The sequence below is a fragment of the Candidatus Saganbacteria bacterium genome (assembly GCA_026387835.1).
Taxonomy (GTDB): Bacteria; Margulisbacteria; WOR-1; order JAKLHX01; family JAKLHX01; genus JAPLKZ01.
In genome coordinates this window covers 1-17,864 of the sequence record JAPLKZ010000006.1, presented here as the reverse complement: position 1 = coordinate 17,864, position 17,864 = coordinate 1, and the positions used below count along the sequence as shown (strand labels likewise).

The 17,864-nt window shown below is 48.1% G+C and carries 17 protein-coding genes; 2 read left to right on the top strand and 15 right to left on the bottom strand.

From position 1 onward, the window contains the following. Positions 1–41: 41 nt before the first annotated feature. The 4 genes from NTZ10_02365 to purL form a co-directional block, all read right to left on the bottom strand. Positions 42–2,249: a DNA internalization-related competence protein ComEC/Rec2 gene (locus NTZ10_02365; GenBank protein ID MCX5749077.1), complete on the bottom strand. Its 2,208-nt coding sequence runs from the start codon at positions 2,247–2,249 to the stop codon at positions 42–44. A gap of 14 nt (positions 2,250–2,263) precedes the next feature. Further along, entirely contained in the window at positions 2,264–2,875 is a 612-nt protein-coding gene (locus tag NTZ10_02360; GenBank protein MCX5749076.1) for a helix-hairpin-helix domain-containing protein, read from the bottom strand. A gap of 75 nt (positions 2,876–2,950) precedes the next feature. Then, a complete protein-coding gene (locus tag NTZ10_02355; protein MCX5749075.1) occupies positions 2,951–3,568 on the bottom strand; it encodes a transglycosylase SLT domain-containing protein in 618 nt (205 codons plus the stop codon). Between the two features lies 1 nt (position 3,569). After that, positions 3,570–5,801, bottom strand: a complete 2,232-nt coding sequence (gene purL, locus NTZ10_02350; protein ID MCX5749074.1) for a phosphoribosylformylglycinamidine synthase subunit PurL — start codon at positions 5,799–5,801, stop codon at positions 3,570–3,572. A gap of 196 nt (positions 5,802–5,997) precedes the next feature. On the opposite strand from purL, the gene NTZ10_02345 reads away from it, so the two are divergent. Beyond that, positions 5,998–6,828, top strand: a complete 831-nt coding sequence (locus NTZ10_02345) for a hypothetical protein (GenBank protein MCX5749073.1) — start codon at positions 5,998–6,000, stop codon at positions 6,826–6,828. Positions 6,829–6,881: 53 nt separating this feature from the next. Here the strand turns inward: NTZ10_02345 and NTZ10_02340 are convergent, their stop codons facing one another. Continuing rightward, positions 6,882–7,007: a hypothetical protein gene (locus tag NTZ10_02340; GenBank protein ID MCX5749072.1), complete on the bottom strand. Its 126-nt coding sequence runs from the start codon at positions 7,005–7,007 to the stop codon at positions 6,882–6,884. Between the two features lie 104 nt (positions 7,008–7,111). Here NTZ10_02340 and NTZ10_02335 point away from each other — a divergent pair, with 104 nt between their 5' ends. Then, a complete protein-coding gene (locus NTZ10_02335) occupies positions 7,112–7,966 on the top strand; it encodes a hypothetical protein (GenBank protein ID MCX5749071.1) in 855 nt (284 codons plus the stop codon). Between the two features lie 32 nt (positions 7,967–7,998). Here NTZ10_02335 and NTZ10_02330 read toward each other — a convergent pair whose 3' ends face one another. The 10 genes from NTZ10_02330 to NTZ10_02285 all read right to left on the bottom strand — a co-directional run. Next, positions 7,999–10,092 (bottom strand): polyribonucleotide nucleotidyltransferase, encoded by a 2,094-nt coding sequence (locus NTZ10_02330; protein ID MCX5749070.1) that lies wholly within the window; start codon positions 10,090–10,092, stop codon positions 7,999–8,001. Next, positions 10,089–10,349, bottom strand: a complete 261-nt coding sequence (gene rpsO / locus NTZ10_02325; protein ID MCX5749069.1) for a 30S ribosomal protein S15 — start codon at positions 10,347–10,349, stop codon at positions 10,089–10,091. Before rpsO ends, NTZ10_02330 begins: the two co-directional genes overlap by 4 nt. Before the next feature lie 25 nt (positions 10,350–10,374). Next, positions 10,375–11,292, bottom strand: coding sequence for a bifunctional riboflavin kinase/FAD synthetase (locus tag NTZ10_02320; protein ID MCX5749068.1), 918 nt, complete (start codon positions 11,290–11,292; stop codon positions 10,375–10,377). Further along, positions 11,289–12,107, bottom strand: a complete 819-nt coding sequence (locus NTZ10_02315; protein MCX5749067.1) for a lipid II flippase Amj family protein — start codon at positions 12,105–12,107, stop codon at positions 11,289–11,291. The genes NTZ10_02320 and NTZ10_02315 overlap by 4 nt, the downstream gene beginning before the upstream one ends. After that, a complete protein-coding gene (locus tag NTZ10_02310; protein ID MCX5749066.1) occupies positions 12,104–12,658 on the bottom strand; it encodes a DUF366 family protein in 555 nt (184 codons plus the stop codon). The genes NTZ10_02315 and NTZ10_02310 overlap by 4 nt, the downstream gene beginning before the upstream one ends. Continuing rightward, positions 12,655–13,362, bottom strand: coding sequence for a 7-cyano-7-deazaguanine synthase QueC (gene queC / locus NTZ10_02305; protein ID MCX5749065.1), 708 nt, complete (start codon positions 13,360–13,362; stop codon positions 12,655–12,657). Before queC ends, NTZ10_02310 begins: the two co-directional genes overlap by 4 nt. Next, complete coding sequence (locus tag NTZ10_02300) at positions 13,359–14,636, bottom strand: adenylosuccinate synthase (GenBank protein MCX5749064.1); 1,278 nt, start codon at positions 14,634–14,636, stop codon at positions 13,359–13,361. The genes queC and NTZ10_02300 overlap by 4 nt, the downstream gene beginning before the upstream one ends. Positions 14,637–14,741: 105 nt before the next feature. Further along, on the bottom strand, positions 14,742–15,428 hold the full coding sequence (locus tag NTZ10_02295; GenBank protein ID MCX5749063.1) for a hypothetical protein: 687 nt from the start codon (positions 15,426–15,428) through the stop codon (positions 14,742–14,744). After that, entirely contained in the window at positions 15,425–17,218 is a 1,794-nt protein-coding gene (gene aspS / locus NTZ10_02290; protein ID MCX5749062.1) for an aspartate--tRNA ligase, read from the bottom strand. The genes NTZ10_02295 and aspS overlap by 4 nt, the downstream gene beginning before the upstream one ends. Beyond that, positions 17,215–17,864, bottom strand: a 650-nt coding sequence (locus NTZ10_02285; protein MCX5749061.1) for an ATP phosphoribosyltransferase regulatory subunit, incomplete at its 5' end; no start/stop codon positions are given. The genes aspS and NTZ10_02285, both read right to left, overlap by 4 nt.

Genomic DNA, 17,864 nt, shown 5'->3' with positions numbered 1-17,864 from the left:
ATACCTTTTTAAAGATTATATCATGACCTTGTTATCGAGGTCTATTTGATCGTTGTCACTTTGACCGATCTGCCGTCACTGGTAAGGATTATCGCTCCGCGCATGTCGGTCCGGACGATATTGATCCCCAGTTTTTCGAGCAACATGACGGTCCTTTTGCTGGGAAGATTATACCTGTTGTTCAGACCTACGGATATCATCGCCGTCCCGGGCGACACAGCCTTTATGAAATCATAGGATGATGAGGTCGCGCTTCCGTGGTGCCCTATTTTCAGGATGCCGCTTTTGATATTTTTGAACCTGCTAAGTATTTCGTTCTCTTCCTCGAACGCGGCATCTCCCGCAAAAAGGAACGAGGTATTGCCGTAAAGCAGCCTCATTACTATAGAATTGTTGTTGGGATCCGAAATAGTGCCGGTGATCTCCGTATTAAAAGGAGCCAGGACCTCGAGAGTCGCTCCGCCGAACCTGTAGATCTGGCCGGCCCTCCCCTTCAGATACTTTATCTTGTTGGACTGCACAAGCTGCAGGAAACTGTAATAGAAACCCGAAGTTTCCCCGTAACCGCTGTCCATAATGGTATTGACCTTTACTTTCCCGATAATATTTAAGAGCCCTCCGAGATGGTCCTCATGCGGGTGCGTCAGTACCGCATAGTCCAGCATGTTCACCCCCTGTTTTTGCAGGAAAGGAAGGACGATATTCTTGCCCGCTTTGCCGGTCCCGCCGTCGATCAGTATGTTCTCGCCGTCAGGCATTTTAATAAAAATACTGTCGCCCTGCCCGACGTCTAGGACGGTCACCTTAAGGTCCTGCTTCGCAAGGACGACAGGTGAGATCGAAAATAAAAGAAAGCCGAGCAGCAGAAGAACGGCCGCGGTATGCTTGAATTTTCCGATCATTTTGATGAGCCTTTCTTTCCGGATCTCTTCAATTAAATATACAACAAAACAATAATATATCAAGACTAGTATTATATGCGGCTGTCTTACGTACGCGCACGCCGAAGGTACTGACGCGAACGACCGGGCAAGCACGCAGAGAAGTTTTGTAAGGATATAGTTGATCCCGTCGACAGCGGCCGCGGCCGGCTCGAAAAAAGCGGAGACCGCGGTCGATATGAAGCCTATCGTCGTAAGAGCTTCGGCAAGCGGCACCACTAATATATTCGAGATGAACGCGATGAAAGTCATCTGCGAAAAATAGAACACGGATATCGGGATCGTCACCAGTACGGGTGCCGCGGCGACCGAAAGGGACGAAGAAAGCAGCTTGTGCATATGTTTTGAGAGCTCTGATTCGATGACAGGAGCCGCGTACACGAGCGACCATGTCGCGAGGAATGACAGCTGGAAACCGATATCGAACAGGTTGAACGGGTTGATCACGAGCAGGATGAGAGCCGAAAGCGCGAAAGAGCTGTAAAAATCGCTTTCCCTGCCGAGTATCGGCGCCGCGATGACCACCTGGCCCATTATTGCGGCACGCAGTATCGAGGACCCGAACCCGGCCATCGCCGTGAACGACCATATTATCAAAGAAGTGATAACGGCCGTAAATCCTTCGGAAAGGCCGATCAGCCTCCCTGCCGCCATCGTAACTCCGATGAGTATCGATACCTGCTGTCCGGATGCGACAAGGATATGCATCACTCCGGACCTTTGAAAATCACTTTTTATCTCGTCGGATACCGGAGAGGCCTTTAATCCGAAAATGACACTGCCAAAGACCGAGGCATAAGGTTCGGGCATATTCTTTTTATGCGCCGCTATCAGGCGGTCCTTAAGCTTCAGGCTTTGCGAGATAAAGATATTACCTTTATCTTTTGCCATTACTTTAAAATTATTTTCTGACGGATCAAAAACCGATAATTGTCCGGCAACTCCCGATCTTTCCAGAAAGCCGCCGTAATCAAACTGGTCCGGATTGGACGGCTCTTTTGCGCTGCTAATGATGCCTTTTAACCTTACAAGGTCTCCGTATGATACCTTAGCGCCCTTGTCCAGCAGAAAAACAACTATTTTTTTGCCAAAAGGGACTTGCTTCTTGTTCTTTATTAAGTATTTAGCCTTCAACACAAAAGATATGGTCTTTTCACCGAAGACAGGCTCGCTGTCGACAGTGCCGGCAAGGGTCACATACCTTGAGAACTCTTTTTTACTTCCGCCTCCAAAAGCACCGGTCAGTTGATGCACCGCTATTATAATGGTTATATATATAAGAGTTATGACGACCAAAGGGCGGTTCATATTACTACCCCGGATCAGTTGACCGTGATGTACGGCCTAAGTTTTTCAAACTTCTTATCCCCCACCCCAGGAACATTTTTAAGGTCTTCTATATTTTGGAAAGGTCCGTTTACGGTCCTGAAGTCCGCTATCTTTTTCGCAAGAGAAGGCCCGACGCAGGGGATATTTTCAAGCCCTTTCTCATCTGCACTGTTTATATTTATTATTTCGGCTCCTTTTCCGGTCTTTTTTTCTTTTCCGGCTTCTTTGGCCTTTGTTGTCAGCGGAATTTCTCCCGAAAACGGTATATCCAATTTTTGCCCATCCTTCAGTGGCTGCGCAAGATTTATCTTTCCTTCATCAGCGTTCCGCACAAAACCTCCCGCGGCAATGACAGCGTCAGCTGCCCTGCATGACGGGTCAAATCTGTATAATCCGGGCCTTTTTACCGCCCCCGCGATATGGACATAGATCTCCAGAGGCTTTTGTTCCTGCACCTGAATATTATTGAATCCCTGTGTTTCGTCCGGGATTGTAGGATTTTTCGACATCCTGTTGTACACTGTGACCAGCCCGCCGAGAATAAATAAGGCGATGGCTAAGCCGTAAAAAAGTTTTTTATTGTTCTTGAAGAGTTCTTCGAGCATCCTGCGTGGATCATGAGCAATTTGCCTGCCATAAACCTAAGCGAAGCGCATGGTTCATGGCCCGCCATGATAATGCTATTTTATAGAATTACAAATATTGATAATATCCCGGATATAACCGGCAGTCGCTTCCGAGTAAGCCGCTCCGTTCCTGCTGACCTGGTTTGGGCCTTCGGCGTAAGAAGCAAGCGCCAGTGCGACCTGGTTCGGGTATCCCGGCCATCTGTCCATCATCATCCTGAGATAAAGGGCCGATCCTTTAACGCCTTGATCAAGGTCGAACGGGTCCCTTATCCCGATACCGGCTGCCGTTGAAGGTAGTAGCTGCGCAAGGCCCTGGGCATTGGAAGGCGAGACGCATGTCGGGTCAAAGCCGGATTCTCTTTCGATCATCCCCGTCAGCAACTTAGGGTTTATGTCATATTGTTGGCAGTATTTTATCACAGCGTCAGAGATCGTTCTGGCATCATCCTGAGAGATCTTTTTAGCATGTGAAGCGATATACCTGGAGACAGCACTTTCCGTCTCCGGATCCAACGCCTGTGTATAAGTTGCCGGAGGGAGCGTTGAAACATCTATCTGTATGACCTGCGCCGTAGGTGTGGGAACTGGCCGTTCCGGGGCTTTCCCTCCCATGCTTGAAAGGATAGTCACTACAAATATCAGAAGTACTACTATGCCTGTTGCTTCCAATTTAAGCTCCCATTATATCGGAAATTGCGCTCTTATATGCAGTGGAAAGTCTGTTGACCGGCATGTCGATGAGCTTTTTCTTTCCGTTACTGATCTTCAGGCTTTTTCCCGAGACCTTTCCTATGATATCGACAGGGGTCTTGTTAAGCATCGCGATATCATTTAGGACGAATATCTGGGAAGGATCTATCGTCAGGATTATCCTGGACTGTGTCTCGTCAAATAGAAGAGACCCGTTGTCAATTTTTTCGTCAAACGTTACCACCGCTCCCCTGCCGCCCTCTATGCAGCATTCGGAAAGAGCCGCGGCAAGGCCGCCTTCCGAAGTATCGTGGGCGCTTTTTACGGCGCCGATCTTTATAGCTTCATACGCTGTTTTTTGCACGCTTTTTTCAAGTTCTATGTCGATGTCAGGGCACTCTCCCTGTTCCTCTTTATTGACCCCCAAAAGCACGATGATGTCTCCATTATCCCTGAAAGCCATATCGCAGCACGCGTTTTTGTCTATTCTGCCAAGCATCCCTATGACGGGCGTCGGATAAATGGCGGCTTTGTCAGTCTCGTTGTAAAAGCTTACATTCCCCGACACGACAGGCGTTTCAAAGGCCCTGCACGCGTCAGCCAGCCCCTTCACGCAAAGCTTAAACTGCTGCATTATCTGCGGTTTTTCAGGGTTCCCGAAATTGAGGCAGTCGGTCACCGCCATCGGCTTGGCTCCGACACAGACAAGGTTCCTTGCCGCTTCGGCAACAGCTATCATCCCGCCTTTATAGGGATCAAAATAGCAGTATCTGCCGTTACCGTCCGTGGTGAGCGCGATCATCTTATCGGTCCCTTTTATCCGGAGCACCGCCGCGTCACCTTTGCCCGGAAGCACGGAAGTATTCGTTTGGACCATATGGTCATACTGCTCATAGACCCACGCCTTGCTCGCAATATTAGGATCAGATAAAAGCGATAACAGGTGTTTATTATATCCGGATTTTGAATTTATTATTTTGGATTTGTTTCGAATTTCGGATTTCGCTTGCCCTGAGCGGAGTCGAAGGGGATTTAGGATTTGCTCAACAGGTCTCTCATAAACTGGCGCATCATCCGCAAGGGAGCGCGCAGGGACCTGCGCGACCACCTTGTCCTTGACCTTTATCGTCAGGCTCCCGTCATCCGTAACTTTTCCCATTACGACGGCGTTAAGCCCCCATTTTTTGAATATCCTGAAGGCATCGTCTTCTGTCCCTTTTTTCATCACGACGACCATTCTTTCCTGCGATTCGGAAAGCATTATCTCGTAAGGGGTCATGGCCTCTTCTCTCTGGGGGACCCTGGAAATATCGATCTCCATCCCGCATCCTCCCCTGGAAGACATTTCGGATGTTGAGGAAGTCATCCCTGCCGCGCCCATGTCCTGCATGCCGATGACATTGCCGGTCTTGAGAAGCTCAAGACAGGCTTCGATCAATAATTTTTCCGTGAAAGGGTCGCCTACCTGGACATTGGACCTTCTCTCGGTAGAATCCTCATTCAACTCCACCGATGCGAACGTCGCCCCGTGTATCCCGTCCCGTCCGGTCGAAGAGCCCACATAAAGTACCGGGTTTCCTATTCCTTCTGCTTTTGCCTTTACTATCACATCGGGTATTTCCGATTCTTCATTTGGATTTTGAGTTTTGGATTTATTTTGGATTTTTACTATCCCCACACACATCGCATTCACCAGGCAATTCCCGCTATATGAAGGGTCAAAATAGACCTCTCCCGCGACTGTCGGCAGCCCCAGACAATTCCCGTAGGAAGAAATGCCGGCCACTACACCATCGAACAGATATCTATTATGTGGTTCCGAAAGCGGACCGAACCTGAGTGAATTTAATGAGGCTATCGGCCTGGCTCCCATCGTAAAAACATCCCTGACTATCCCTCCTACTCCTGTCGCCGCGCCCTGGAAAGGTTCCACCTGGCTGGGATGATTGTGGGATTCTATCTTCATAGTGATCGCGTAACCGTCGCCGATATCGATTATCCCCGCATTTTCTCCCGGCCCCTGAAGAATATGCGGCCCTTTTGTGGGAAATTGCTTGAGGTATATTTTAGAGCTCTTATATGAGCAGTGCTCGCTCCAGAGGACGCTGTACATTCCCAGTTCTACGATATTGGGCTCTCTTCCGAGGATCGTCTTTATTTTATTGAATTCTTCTTTGCTGAGACCGTGTTCGGCAACGATTTTTTCGTCCATTTCAACTTTATTTTATCATTTTAACGGCAGTTGTGCAAAAATAATATTTTGGAAATCTTCCGGTCTTTACATGAAGATTTATAAAAATGCGTGAAATTTCGGCAAGGAGTTAACGATAGATAATTGAGGTGAAAAAAGCCTAATTATTCAGAGGCCCAGTTCGAATTAAGATGAAATTACAAAGGAGGATTTGATCATGGCAACAAGTATAGTCGCGGCAGAAAATCCTATGGCGACGCATGTTAAGCTGGGGAACGCAGCCGGATTTGGGAATTTTATCCGCATTAATAAAAACAGAGTGGGCATCAAAGCTCTTGAGACATATTTTGATCATGATAATAAGGCAAAACGCCCGGATATCATCAGAACGGTGCTAAACAGCTTCGATCCAAGTAGAAGAAAATCCTCATTTAATGGCCCTTCCTATAACACCGATATAGTTGCGTTCGCATGCATGGCATCACCGATACATATATCAGAGGCTTTGAATGATGGAAGCGTGCATCCGGAAAAGATCTCAGGAGTTCTGGCGCACGAGCTAATGCCCGTAGCATTTGGTATGGCCCTGCTGGGTACTATGGAACAATCTGCGAGACAATCGCTTTTGCGACCAACATTAAATATTATTAAAGGAAGGGACGTAGACCAAAACACAGCTAACTGGTTCCATTTTGATACGGGTCAAGGGATGATAACCAGACATCAGGACCTTATAGCAAACGCGATCGGCCTGTCATTGGCGCTGGATACAGAATATTCTAAAATTGAACATGAAGAACACAAAAGCCATTCTCTCCATGTAGGAGTGACTGACGGAAAACAGTTGCCGCTTCAGGTCTTTATCCGTGGGGTCTCGCTTTTTCAGGAAGTCCATGGAGAAGAAAGATGGACAGGCCTGATGGAGAGGTTCGACGTGCCTACAGCACTTTTATACCTGTCAACCTCAGATATTGATAGATTTTACAATCTGGGCGGTGTTTTCGGACTGTTCAACCTTATCACGGGCAAACTGCAGTTCGGCGATTAGATTATTAACTTTTGAGTTTTAGTCCGCCAGCTGGCGGATTAGCGTTTAACTTCTTATATCACCATCGTGATCTTGATCCGGCCCTGGGCGTCTATCTCGGTCACTCTGACATCGACTTTATCGCCAATGTTCTTTAAGTTTGCAGCTTTTTTCGGCTTTTTTAAGAAAGTATTGTGCAAAAATGATGCTGTTAAAGATTTATAAAATTGGCTGAAATTTCTCTGATGAATTGCCGATAACTAATCAGAGACGATTTTACTATATTTAAAGGAGAATACATAATATGTCTACCAGACCAACTCTTGCTGTCGCAGGATCGATAAAGCACCTGCCGCATATCACAAGGGCCGCGGAGACTTTGCACAGGCTGACAGACGTAAGAGGACGCGTATACCTTGGGCTTAACGAAAGGCCTGTGACGCCGGAAACAACGGTGCTCGGCCCTGAACACCTGCCCAACGGATGTGATGGTTTTAGGAATGCCCAGCTTGCTTTTCTGGCCGGGGCCGCGAGAGTGGAAAGAGGAAAGGAAAATCTGCTCGTCTCATTCGGTAACAGAACAATATTATCCGTGCAGGACATGATAGCGATGTTCTCTGCCCATGAGATGGGGGAATATGCTACAGGAGGGATTGGCTGGCCCACTTGCGGAAGGACAATGGAAGACCTGAACGATCTTAACAGCCACATGCTGAACAGGATCTTCTGGTGGCTGAACGACATGGCTTATCGTATGCCTCACGTCTTGGATCATTCATTACAGGTTCCTGTCGCTCATAAACCTACCGCCGTTCAACAGGCGTCCAGGGGACGTGCACTTGTGACACCCGCGATAGCAAGAAAGCTTCTTGCTTTATCAGACAAATATATGGTCATGGGCTTGAACATAGCAACGAGGAGAAGCACTTATGAAGCCAGAAGGTTCTCTATGGTAGATTCACACAGATTTACTGACACCATAAACGAAGGCCGCTGGGTTGACAGCCTCGGATTTTGGCCAACTACTGATTTAGGGTTTATTGCAGATAAAGCTTTTGTAACTACCGGACGGAACGGACAAGCAAAACATGAAATACCTATTGGTTCGATCAGTGCTGTAATGGTCACCAAAAAAATATATCCTGTAATAACAGATTAAGGATAAGACTGTCTGGCATAAAACTTTGTGAGCTAAATCACCATCGTGAGGTTGATCCGGCCCTGGGCATCTATCTCGGTCACCCTGACATCGACTTTATCGCCGACGCTCACCACATCTTCCACTTTATTCACCCTGCGGTTCGCGAGTTTTGAGATATGGACCATCCCGTCTTTTCCGGGAAGTATCTCGACAAAAGCCCCGAAATTCATGATCTTTACGACCTCGCCGTGATAGACCTTGCCGATTTCCGCGTCCATCGCTATCTCGTCGATGCGCGCTTTGGCTTCTCTGGCCATCGCGGCATCTACCGAGGTGATGAACACCCTGCCGTCGTCCTCGATGTCTATCTGGCATTTAGTGTCTTCGATTATCTTTTTGATGTTCTTTCCGCCCGGTCCGATCACCATGCCGATCTTCTCGGTATTGATCGAGAAGGAGATGACCCTCGGCGCGAACTCGGAAAGATCTTTTCTCGGTGATGAGATCGCTTCGAGCATTTTATTTAATATAAAGTCGCGGCCCGTTTTTGCCTGGGCGAAAGTCTTTTCGACTATCTCCATAGAAAGCCCTTTTATCTTTGTGTCAAGCTGGATGGCAGTTATCCCTCTCGCGGACCCGGCTATCTTAAAGTCCATATCGCCGAGAAAATCCTCGAGCCCCTGGAGATCTGTCAGTATCTTGAACTTTTTGCCCTCTGTCACAAGTCCCATGGCTATTCCGGATACAGCCGCTTTGATCGGCGCTCCGGCGTCCATCAAAGCAAGAGAGCTTCCGCATGTAGAGGCCATCGAAGATGAACCGTTGGAACCTAGAATTTCCGAGACGAGCCTTATAGTATAAGGGAACTCTTCTTCAGGCGGTATTACCGGCAGAAGTGCTTTTTCGGCTAAAGCCCCGTGCCCGATCTCGCGCCTTCCGGGGCCTCTGAGAGGCCTTACCTCTCCTACGCTGTAAGCAGGCATATTGTAATGGTGCATGAAGCACTTTTCGCTTTTTTCCGCGTCAAGGCCGTCGATTATCTGCGCGTCGCCTTTTGCTCCAAGAGTAACTACCGTCAGGGCCTGCGTCATGCCCCTCGTAAAGACCGCGGACCCGTGCGCCCTCGGAAGGATGCCTATCTCGCAGGTGACCGGCCTTACCTCATCCATCTTTCTGCCGTCCGGCCTTTTATCCTCGTTGATTATCATATGGCGGACAAGTTTTTTCTCTATTGATTTCATTATCGCGTACAGGTCGGACACCTTTTCTTTTATGACCGTTTTAAGATGCTCGTCCGGGCCGTCTTTTATTTTTTCCACCAGCTCGTTCTCAATCACCGCAAGCCTGTCCTTTTGTTTTTCATTATTGGTGATATAAAGCGCTTCTTTTATTTTTCCGGTCGCTTCCTTAACGACATAAGCCTCGAGTTTTTCGTCAGGCATTGTGACTTTGAACTGCATCACCGGGACCCCGGCCTTTTTCTTGAATTCTTCCTGGAAGTCGATCACCTGGTTGATATATTTATGGCCGAATTTTATCGCGTCTATTACGACCGCTTCGGGGATCTCGTCTCCCTTTGCCTCTATCATGGAGATCTCTTCCCTGTCACCCGCGAATACCAGGTCAAGGTCGCTTTTTTCCATTTCTTCGTTCGTCGGATACGCGATGAATTTCCCGTCAATACGCGCCACTCTCACCGCTCCGATCGGCCCCTGAAATGGTATCTCTGAGATAGAAATAGCCGCGGACGCCGCGATTATTGCTATGACATCGGGCGGATTGCTCTCATCCACAGAAAGCGGAGTGACGACGATCTGAACATCGTTCTTGAAACCGTCGGGGAACAGCGGCCTTATCGGCCGGTCTATCAGCCTTGAGGTTAGGATCGCCTTTTCGGTAGGCCTGCCCTCGCGCTTGAAAAAGCCTCCGGGGATCTTCCCGACAGCGTACATCTTTTCTTCGTAATCAACTACCAGAGGAAAATAATCAATGTCTTTGCGGATCTTTTCCGAGACAGTGGCTGTGGCTATGAGGACGGTATCTCCGAAACGCACTACGACGGAACCTGAAGCCTGCTGGGCTAATTTGCCTGTTTCAAACTTGAGGTTGCGGCCCGAAAGCTCGATACTTGATTCGTGGATCATTTAATTCCCAGATTTCCGGCAAGTTTAGCGTACCTTTTGGGTTCGGTCCTTTTGAGATAGCTGATAAGCCTTTTCCTTTTTCCGACCATGAGCAGCAGCCCGTGCCGCGTGTGATGGTCTTTTAGGTGAGTGGAAAGATGGCCGGAAAGCTCGGCTATTCTTTTGGTCAGCAGGGCTATCTGCACATCGGCCGAACCGCAGTCTTTTTCGTTGATCTTGCTGCTGTCAATTACCGCTTTTTTCTCTTCTGTCCTCATATTTTCTTCCTTTATAATTATTTTATCACACAAGGATTCTTTCCGCAATCTTGGCATCATGCCCTATAGCCCTGATCAAAGTCTTTACATTATTGAACTTTTTTTCGGACCGGAGCCTCTTCTCAAGAAAAAGGCGGAGTTTCTTTCCCCTGATATCTGACCTGAAGTTCAGGATAAAGACCTCTATCGTCCTGTCTTTCTCAATGAAGGTCGGGCGCCTGCCGATATTAACGGCCCCTTTGTATTTTTTGCCATTTATCATGACATGACAGGCGTAGACACCGTCACACGGGACAAGCTTCTCAGGCCCGACCGCCACATTAGCCGTAGGATATCCCAAAAGAGCTCCTCTCCCTCTTCCGGAAATGACTTTCCCGCAGATAAGATAAGGATGCCCCAGAAGGTTCAAAGCATGAGAGAATTCGCCTTTTTCTATAAGATGCCTTATCAAGGTGCTTTTTACGACCCTTCCCGCTTCTTTTTTGTCCGTGACGCCCGTGACGCTGAACCCGAATTCTTTTCCGAGTTTTTTTAATTTAGACAGGTTCCCTTCTTTTCCCCTGCCGAAAACATAATCTTTTCCCACAAAGATATGCTTTACCTTCAATTTTTTGAGAAGGATATCATTTACGAATTTTTTATAATTCATGCTGCTGAAGTTCCTGTCGAACTTTGCCACCACAAAATGATCCGGAGACAGGGCTTCGACCAGGCAGGCTCTTTCATCTGCCGTGGAAAGCATCTTTATCTGCCTGCCGGGGTGAAGCGCTTTTTGCGGGTGCGGATCAAAGGTGAGCACAACCGAGGGAAGTTTTTTCGCCTTTGCGAAAGCGACCGCCGAGGCTATGACTTTTTTATGGCCGAGATGAAAACCGTCAAAAGTGCCGATAGCGACAACTGAGGAGCTTTCTTTGAAATTTTTCAGGTCTTTTGTCGTCTTCATCGCACAAACATTGATTTAACGAACATTGTTGTATTTTTAATGTATTCGGAGGCCGGCCAGAATAACAGTTGTGATAAGATAAGCGTCCCCAGTATCCTGCCCAAGACAATATAGAACACCATTGAACGCACGTCGTTCTCGCTCCTTTTGCCCCTTACCGCCTGGTCGGTTATGAACGCGCAGGTCGGGTCGACCATCAGAGCAAGCAATATCGTGGCCATGCCGTTGACTATACCGGACAGCTGGGATGCCGTGGTCCTGAACTCCGGCACCTGCGCTCCCGCGAACAGTGACGAAAGGACGCCTATGGCATATATCGATACCATAAAGAAATTAAGGATCAGGAATGTGGGAGATATGTTCTTTAAAGATATATTACTGAAAGAACCCGCGTCCGGCAGCCTGAAAGATCTGATGACCTTTTTTATATTTCTTGGTTTTAGAGATTCGGCCATCAGTTTTGGGATGGAACCTTTTCTTTCGAAGATATAGATGGCTTCCTCGAAGATATTGACGAAAAACGGGATCAATAAAGCGCCTGCCACGTTCCCTATAAAAGCGCAGAAGATGACTATCCTGAATTTATTGGCAAGGTCTCCCGGATTGTTGTTGAGTATCGCCATGTCCACCATGCCGCCGAGAAGCGGGGCCTGGAGCATGTTAGACATCCTTGCTATCAAAAAAGCCGTGTTGACAAAAGCCAGCGAAGTCGCTATCTGCTTTGTCCTTACCCCGGCCAGCCTCATGGATGATGACAGCGTCTCAAAAAAATGTATCAGACCGGTAAATATGCAGACAAATACAAGGGCGTTCATCTGACACCTTTCACTTTCGCTCTTGACGCCATGATCGAGCGCATTTCATCAATGTACTTTTTTATCACTCGCTCCCCGAGTTTTTTCGGGTCGATCCCGTACTCGCTAAGACTTGCTGTCTTTACCGGGGTGTCCTTTGAAGAAATATTTACCCCGGCGTGGATCAGTGTCGAGACATTTGAAGCTGTCGCAACTGCCACGGTCAATTTTCTGTCCTTTTGGTATAAGCCGTTATCTTTCCTGAGAAATATCAGCTTTCCGGCCATCCTGTGGGTTTCTTCCATGATAATGGATATCAGCAGCCTTTTCCTTAGGATCGTCTTTTCCAGGTCATTATCGAAATGCTCGGCAAGAAAATGGAGCATCAGGGAGCTGCGGATGAATTCTTTCTTTTTGCTGTCAGCAAGGTCTACCATATGCTGTTTGACTTCGCATTTTCCCGTGAACGAGATTATAGCATCACCTTCCAGATCGAAATTCTCATAGATATAATGCGGCCTCAACTGTTCGCCTGTGTAATCGATCTGCTTGTTGATGAATTTACATTTCATATTTTTTCTTCGATAAAAAATTTATCTTTCATCAGTTCCCAGTTACCGGTCTGTTTGAGCGCCCTGATACTTCTTGCGCAGCTTTCGCACTCGGAACACATCTTTCCCGCTCTCCCGCTACCGTAGCATGACCATACCAGATCGAACGGGACCCCGAGCTTTACCCCCATGTTGATGATGCCGCCTTTGTTATAGCTCTGCACGTAGCTCGTCACTTTCGGTTTGTTCAAAGTCGACAGCCTGAGGAGCTGGTTTTCGATGTTCACGAACTGGAGGGAATTATCTGGAAAGGTGGCGGCTTCTTCGCTGTTAAACCCGGTGATGATCAGGTCCGCGGCCGCCGCTTCCGCGAAAGACGCGGCGATGCTGATAAATACCGCGTTCCTGTTGGGGACCCATACCGCTTTTGCGCTCTCCTGTTTTATCTCGAGCTGCCTGCCGAGCGTCACTTCGGTTATCACGGGAAGCTGGACATTTTTATTGACAAGGGCGGTCTTTGTTATGGATTGGAGCCAGTCCAGTTTTATCGGTTTGAACGGCACGGCATAATGTCCGGCGATAGCTTCCGCTGCCTGGCGCTCCCTGGCAAGCGCTTTCTGCCCGTAATCAAAGAACAGCGCAAGGACTACTTCTGTTTCGTTCTTTGCCTGCGCAATTGAGACGAGGGAATCGATGCCGCCTGATAAAAGGACTATGCTTTTCATAACCTTATTATTTTGCCGCGCTCCGCTCCTATTGAAACCAGCGATATAGGCACTCCGGCGAGACCGGAGATCCTTTCAAGATACTTTTTGGCATTGTCCGGGAGATCGGAGAACGATCTTGCCGAAGTGGTGTCTGTCTTCCATCCGGGCATCTCTTCGTAAACAGGCTCGCATTTTTCAAGTATCCTGAGGTCCGACGGAAATTCGCTCATTTCCTTTTTATCATATCTGTAGGCCGTGCAAAGTTTTATCGAAGGCAGGCCGTCCAGGACATCGAGCTTTGTGACAGCCAGGTGCGTAAGGCCGTTTATCCTGGCGGCATATCTCAGGACCACCGAGTCAAACCATCCGCAGCGCCTCGGCCTTCCCGTAGTCGCCCCGTACTCGCCGCCCTTTTCCCTCAAAAAGTCGCCGATATCCGAGACGATCTCGGTCACAAAAGGACCGGACCCTACCCTCGTAACGTAAGCTTTTACCACTCCGATCACGTTGTCGATCAGTTTCGGACCAATGCCTGCACCGGTGCAGGCCCCTCCGGAAACCGGATTTGAAGAAGTCACATAAGGATATGTCCCGTGATCGACATCAAGCATTGTTCCCTGCGCGCCCTCGAGAAGGATATTTTTGCCGTTCCGGCATGCTTCCGACACGAGCACTGAAATATCCTCGACGACATATTTTTTTATCATCCTGGCGTGTCCCAGGTAATCGTTCAGGATCTCGTCGAAATCCAGAGGGAAATCCATATTATAAAAGTTCTTCAGTAGAAATCCCTTTTCGTCGATGTTCCACCTGAGCTTTTCCTTAAGGATCTCTTCGTTGAAGAGGTCTCCTATCCTGATGCCCCTCCGGTTGAATTTGTCGACATAACAGGGACCTATCCCTCTTGAAGTGGTCCCGATGCGTCCGGCTTCGCGTTTTTTTTCCTGCGCCTGGTCGATAAACCTGTGATAAGGAAATATCACGTGCGCTTTGGCGCTGATCTTCAGATTGCTGGGTTCTATCCCCTGCGCGCGCAGGGTCTCCATCTCGTCAAGGAGCACCGCTGGGTCCACCACGACGCCGTTGCCGATGACGCAGGTCACTCTGGGATAGAAAATCCCCGACGGTATAAGATGGAGCTTGAAGACCTTGTCATCGATGACGACCGTATGGCCCGCGTTGTTGCCTCCCTGATAGCGCACCACCATGTCCATATCCTTTGAAAGCAGGTCCGTGATCTTTCCCTTGCCTTCATCTCCCCACTGGGACCCAACTATTATCGTTACCGGCATGATATCTCCTCTATACGCATAAAAAGGGCCATTTTTGACCCCTTATTATTCTATCATATATAACTAAACTATTTGTTCATGACCCGAAACAGCGATCCGGCATTATTAAGGTCCGGTTGCTTCCTTAGAAGGTATCGTCGCCGCGGATTCAGCCGAAGCGGTCAGCAAATCAATAAGAGAGGCCTTTAAACGTACATATAAAGGGTCCTGTTCAGTCCCGCCGGTCAACGGGACATGCTTTTTCAGTTCTTTGAGCATCGCCGGTTTTTTATTTTCTATGATCTTAGGGTTTATCATTAATTTTTCATTGTTTTTCACAATATCCGACAGCATGAGCGAAAAATATGTGGTCGCGGAAGAAACATCAGCGACCACTTCTGAAGTCACTTCTTTTTTTATATATACTGGGGCGAATATTATGAGAGATTCTTTACTTGCCGCCATAGTGACCCTCACGAAATAAAGCCTGTCTACAGCTTCCGGACTTATATAAAGGATATAAGAAGCGTCCGCCGCCAGGGATGTCGCAACAGTCGTGACGGCAAAACCGCCCTTTGCTTCCAGAGAACAAAGCACGGCCTCTCCCGACACAGGCTTCATCTTTGCCATTTCGCTGTCTGAAAGAATAATCCTGCCAGATACTTTTGAGCTTTTAGCCGGAACGACCGCGGACAGCGAAGAAGACAAAGCCGGCGTCGCGGATTCCGGGACAACCCCTACAGGGCTCTTCCCGCAGCCAGAGGAGAGCACAAGAAAAATAAAAACAGGTAAAATAAATATTAATCTTTTCATAATGCCGGTTTTATGTGCAACTCTTTCAGCTGCTTCGTGTCAACCTCTGACGGAGCTTCCGAAAGCGGGCAATAAGCCGATTGTGTCTTCGGAAATGCAATGACGTCCCTTATTGATTCAGCACCCACTAGCATCATCACGAACCTGTCGACACCGAGAGCTATTCCTCCGTGCGGGGGCGCGCCGTATTCTAGTGCGTCAAGGAAAAAACCGAACTGCAGGCGTGTCAGTTGCTCTGGCAGGCCAAGAATATTGAATATCTTATGCTGGATATCGCTCCTGTGGATCCTGATGCTGCCGCCGCCTAGTTCGACGCCGTTCAAAACAATATCGTAAGCTTTTGCCCCGACCCCTCCCGGGTCTTTTTTATATCTCTCTTCGAGAGCGTCAAGGTCTCCGTCAGGAGAAGTGAACGGGTGATGCCGCGATGACCATCTTTTTTCTGTCTCGCTGTACTCGAACAGCGGAAAATCGACTACCCAGAGGAAGCTGAACTTTTTCGGGTCTATGAGCGCAAGTTTTTTGCCGAGGCTGAGCCTTATCGAGCTCAGGACACTGCAAGCCATATGGTAAGTATCCGCAACAAATATCAATAGATCTCCCACCTTTGCTTTTGCCTTGTTTTTAATAGCCTCTACCTCTTCCGGCTTAAGGAACTTTGCGATAGGTCCTTTCGAGTCCTCTTCTCCTATTACGATCCATGCCAGCCCTTTTGCGCCGCATGTCTTTGCTTCCTCTTCAAGAGCGGTTATCTCGCTCCTCGAGAATTTTCCTCCGCCTTCGATATTGATGCATTTGACGACCCCTCCGGATCTTACCGCACCGGAAAAGACTTTAAACTCGGAATCCTTTGCGATATCTGAAACATCGACCAGCTCAAGACCGAATCTCGTATCCGGCTTATCATTGCCAAATCTGTCCATAGCTTCTTTATACGACATCCTCGGGAGCGGAAGTTTCACGTCAGGAAAGTCTTTATTTCTATAACCGGTCTTTTTAAGAGTATCAATGATATGAAAGACCATCCGTTCGGTGAGAGAAAGGACGTCTTCCGCATCGACGAACGACATCTCAAGGTCTATCTGAGTGAACTCCGGCTGCCTGTCCGCCCTCAGGTCCTCATCCCTAAAACACCTGGCTATCTGGTAATATTTTTCGAGCCCGGAGATCATGAGGATCTGCTTATATAACTGGGGTGACTGCGGGAGCGCATAGAACTTGCCGGGATTTACCCGGGACGGGACGAGATAATCCCTGGCCCCCTCGGGGGTGCTCTTCCCGAGAAAAGGGGTCTCTATAGCAAGGAAACCTTCGGTGTCAAGAAAATCAGAAGCCGCTTTTAATATCCTGTGCCTTAAGACCAGATTATCTTTCATGAAGTCTTTCCGCAGGTCGAGGTAGCGGTATTTCAATCTGGTATTCTCATCCACCGGCTGGATTGCATCGGCTATTTCAAAAGCAGGGGTCTTGGCTGTGTTCAAAATCTCTATGTCCGAAGGTATAACTTCGATCTCGCCTGTCGGGATATTTTTATTGACTGACTGGGAAGAACGGGCTTTGATGACGCCTTTGACCGCGATAACAAACTCGGGCCTTATTTTTTCCGCTACAGCATGGATATTTTTTTTGTCGGAATCCACCACGACCTGGACTATGCCGGAGCGGTCCCGGATATCTAAAAATATCAGGTTCCCGTGGTCTCTCCTTCTGTGCACCCAGCCGTTGATGGTTATCTCTTTATCGATATCGCCTTTTTTCAGATCGCCGCAGTTCCTTGTACGTTTTATCATAACAGTTCAAGTGCTCTTTCTTCTTTCATCTCTTCCTGCTGGTTGGTCATCATGTTTCGGACTGTAAATACCCCTCTTTTCAGCTCATCCTCCCCTAACATTAAAACATATTTTGCCCCCAGGCTGTCAGCCGCTTTTAACTGGGAGGAAAGGCTTTTAGCGTCATAAGTAATATTTACTGTGATACCGCGTCCTCTTATCTTCACCGCTGTTTCGAACGCCTTATCCTTTGCTTCCTCCCCTATCCATGCAATATAAATACTATCAGGCTTAGAATCTTTAGGGAGTATGTTCTGTGCTGTCATAACAGAGATCAGTCTCTCAAGACCGATAGCAAAACCCACGGCCGGGACAGACGGCCCTCCGAGTTCTTTAACAAGGTCATCATACCGCCCGCCGCCTGCAACCGCGTTCTGGGAGCCTAGCTCTCCGGATATTATTTCAAAGGTCGTCCTTGTGTAATAATCGAGACCGCGCACCAGCCTGTCGTTTATCTTGACTTTTATCTTCTGTTTTTCCAGCGCTTTAACGATATTATCAAAATGAGAGGAACATTCCTTACAAAGCATTTCTTTCAGGGCCGGAATGCCTGCCAGTTCTTTTTTGCAGCCTTCTTCCTTGCAGTCGAGCACTCTTAAAGGGTTCT

Coding starts and splice junctions, on each gene's coding strand:
- NTZ10_02365 (MCX5749077.1), bottom strand. CDS start 2,249: ATGAACCGCCCTTTGGTCGTCATAACTCTTATATATATAACCATTATA.
- queC (MCX5749065.1), bottom strand. CDS start 13,362: ATGAAAAGCATAGTCCTTTTATCAGGCGGCATCGATTCCCTCGTCTCA.
- NTZ10_02310 (MCX5749066.1), bottom strand. CDS start 12,658: ATGAAATGTAAATTCATCAACAAGCAGATCGATTACACAGGCGAACAG.
- NTZ10_02300 (MCX5749064.1), bottom strand. CDS start 14,636: ATGCCGGTAACGATAATAGTTGGGTCCCAGTGGGGAGATGAAGGCAAG.
- purL (MCX5749074.1), bottom strand. CDS start 5,801: ATGGACGAAAAAATCGTTGCCGAACACGGTCTCAGCAAAGAAGAATTC.
- NTZ10_02315 (MCX5749067.1), bottom strand. CDS start 12,107: ATGAACGCCCTTGTATTTGTCTGCATATTTACCGGTCTGATACATTTT.
- NTZ10_02330 (MCX5749070.1), bottom strand. CDS start 10,092: ATGATCCACGAATCAAGTATCGAGCTTTCGGGCCGCAACCTCAAGTTT.
- aspS (MCX5749062.1), bottom strand. CDS start 17,218: ATGATAAAACGTACAAGGAACTGCGGCGATCTGAAAAAAGGCGATATC.
- rpsO (MCX5749069.1), bottom strand. CDS start 10,349: ATGAGGACAGAAGAGAAAAAAGCGGTAATTGACAGCAGCAAGATCAAC.
- NTZ10_02320 (MCX5749068.1), bottom strand. CDS start 11,292: ATGAAGACGACAAAAGACCTGAAAAATTTCAAAGAAAGCTCCTCAGTT.
- NTZ10_02360 (MCX5749076.1), bottom strand. CDS start 2,875: ATGCTCGAAGAACTCTTCAAGAACAATAAAAAACTTTTTTACGGCTTA.
- NTZ10_02345 (MCX5749073.1), top strand. CDS start 5,998: ATGGCAACAAGTATAGTCGCGGCAGAAAATCCTATGGCGACGCATGTT.
- NTZ10_02295 (MCX5749063.1), bottom strand. CDS start 15,428: ATGAAAAGATTAATATTTATTTTACCTGTTTTTATTTTTCTTGTGCTC.
- NTZ10_02335 (MCX5749071.1), top strand. CDS start 7,112: ATGTCTACCAGACCAACTCTTGCTGTCGCAGGATCGATAAAGCACCTG.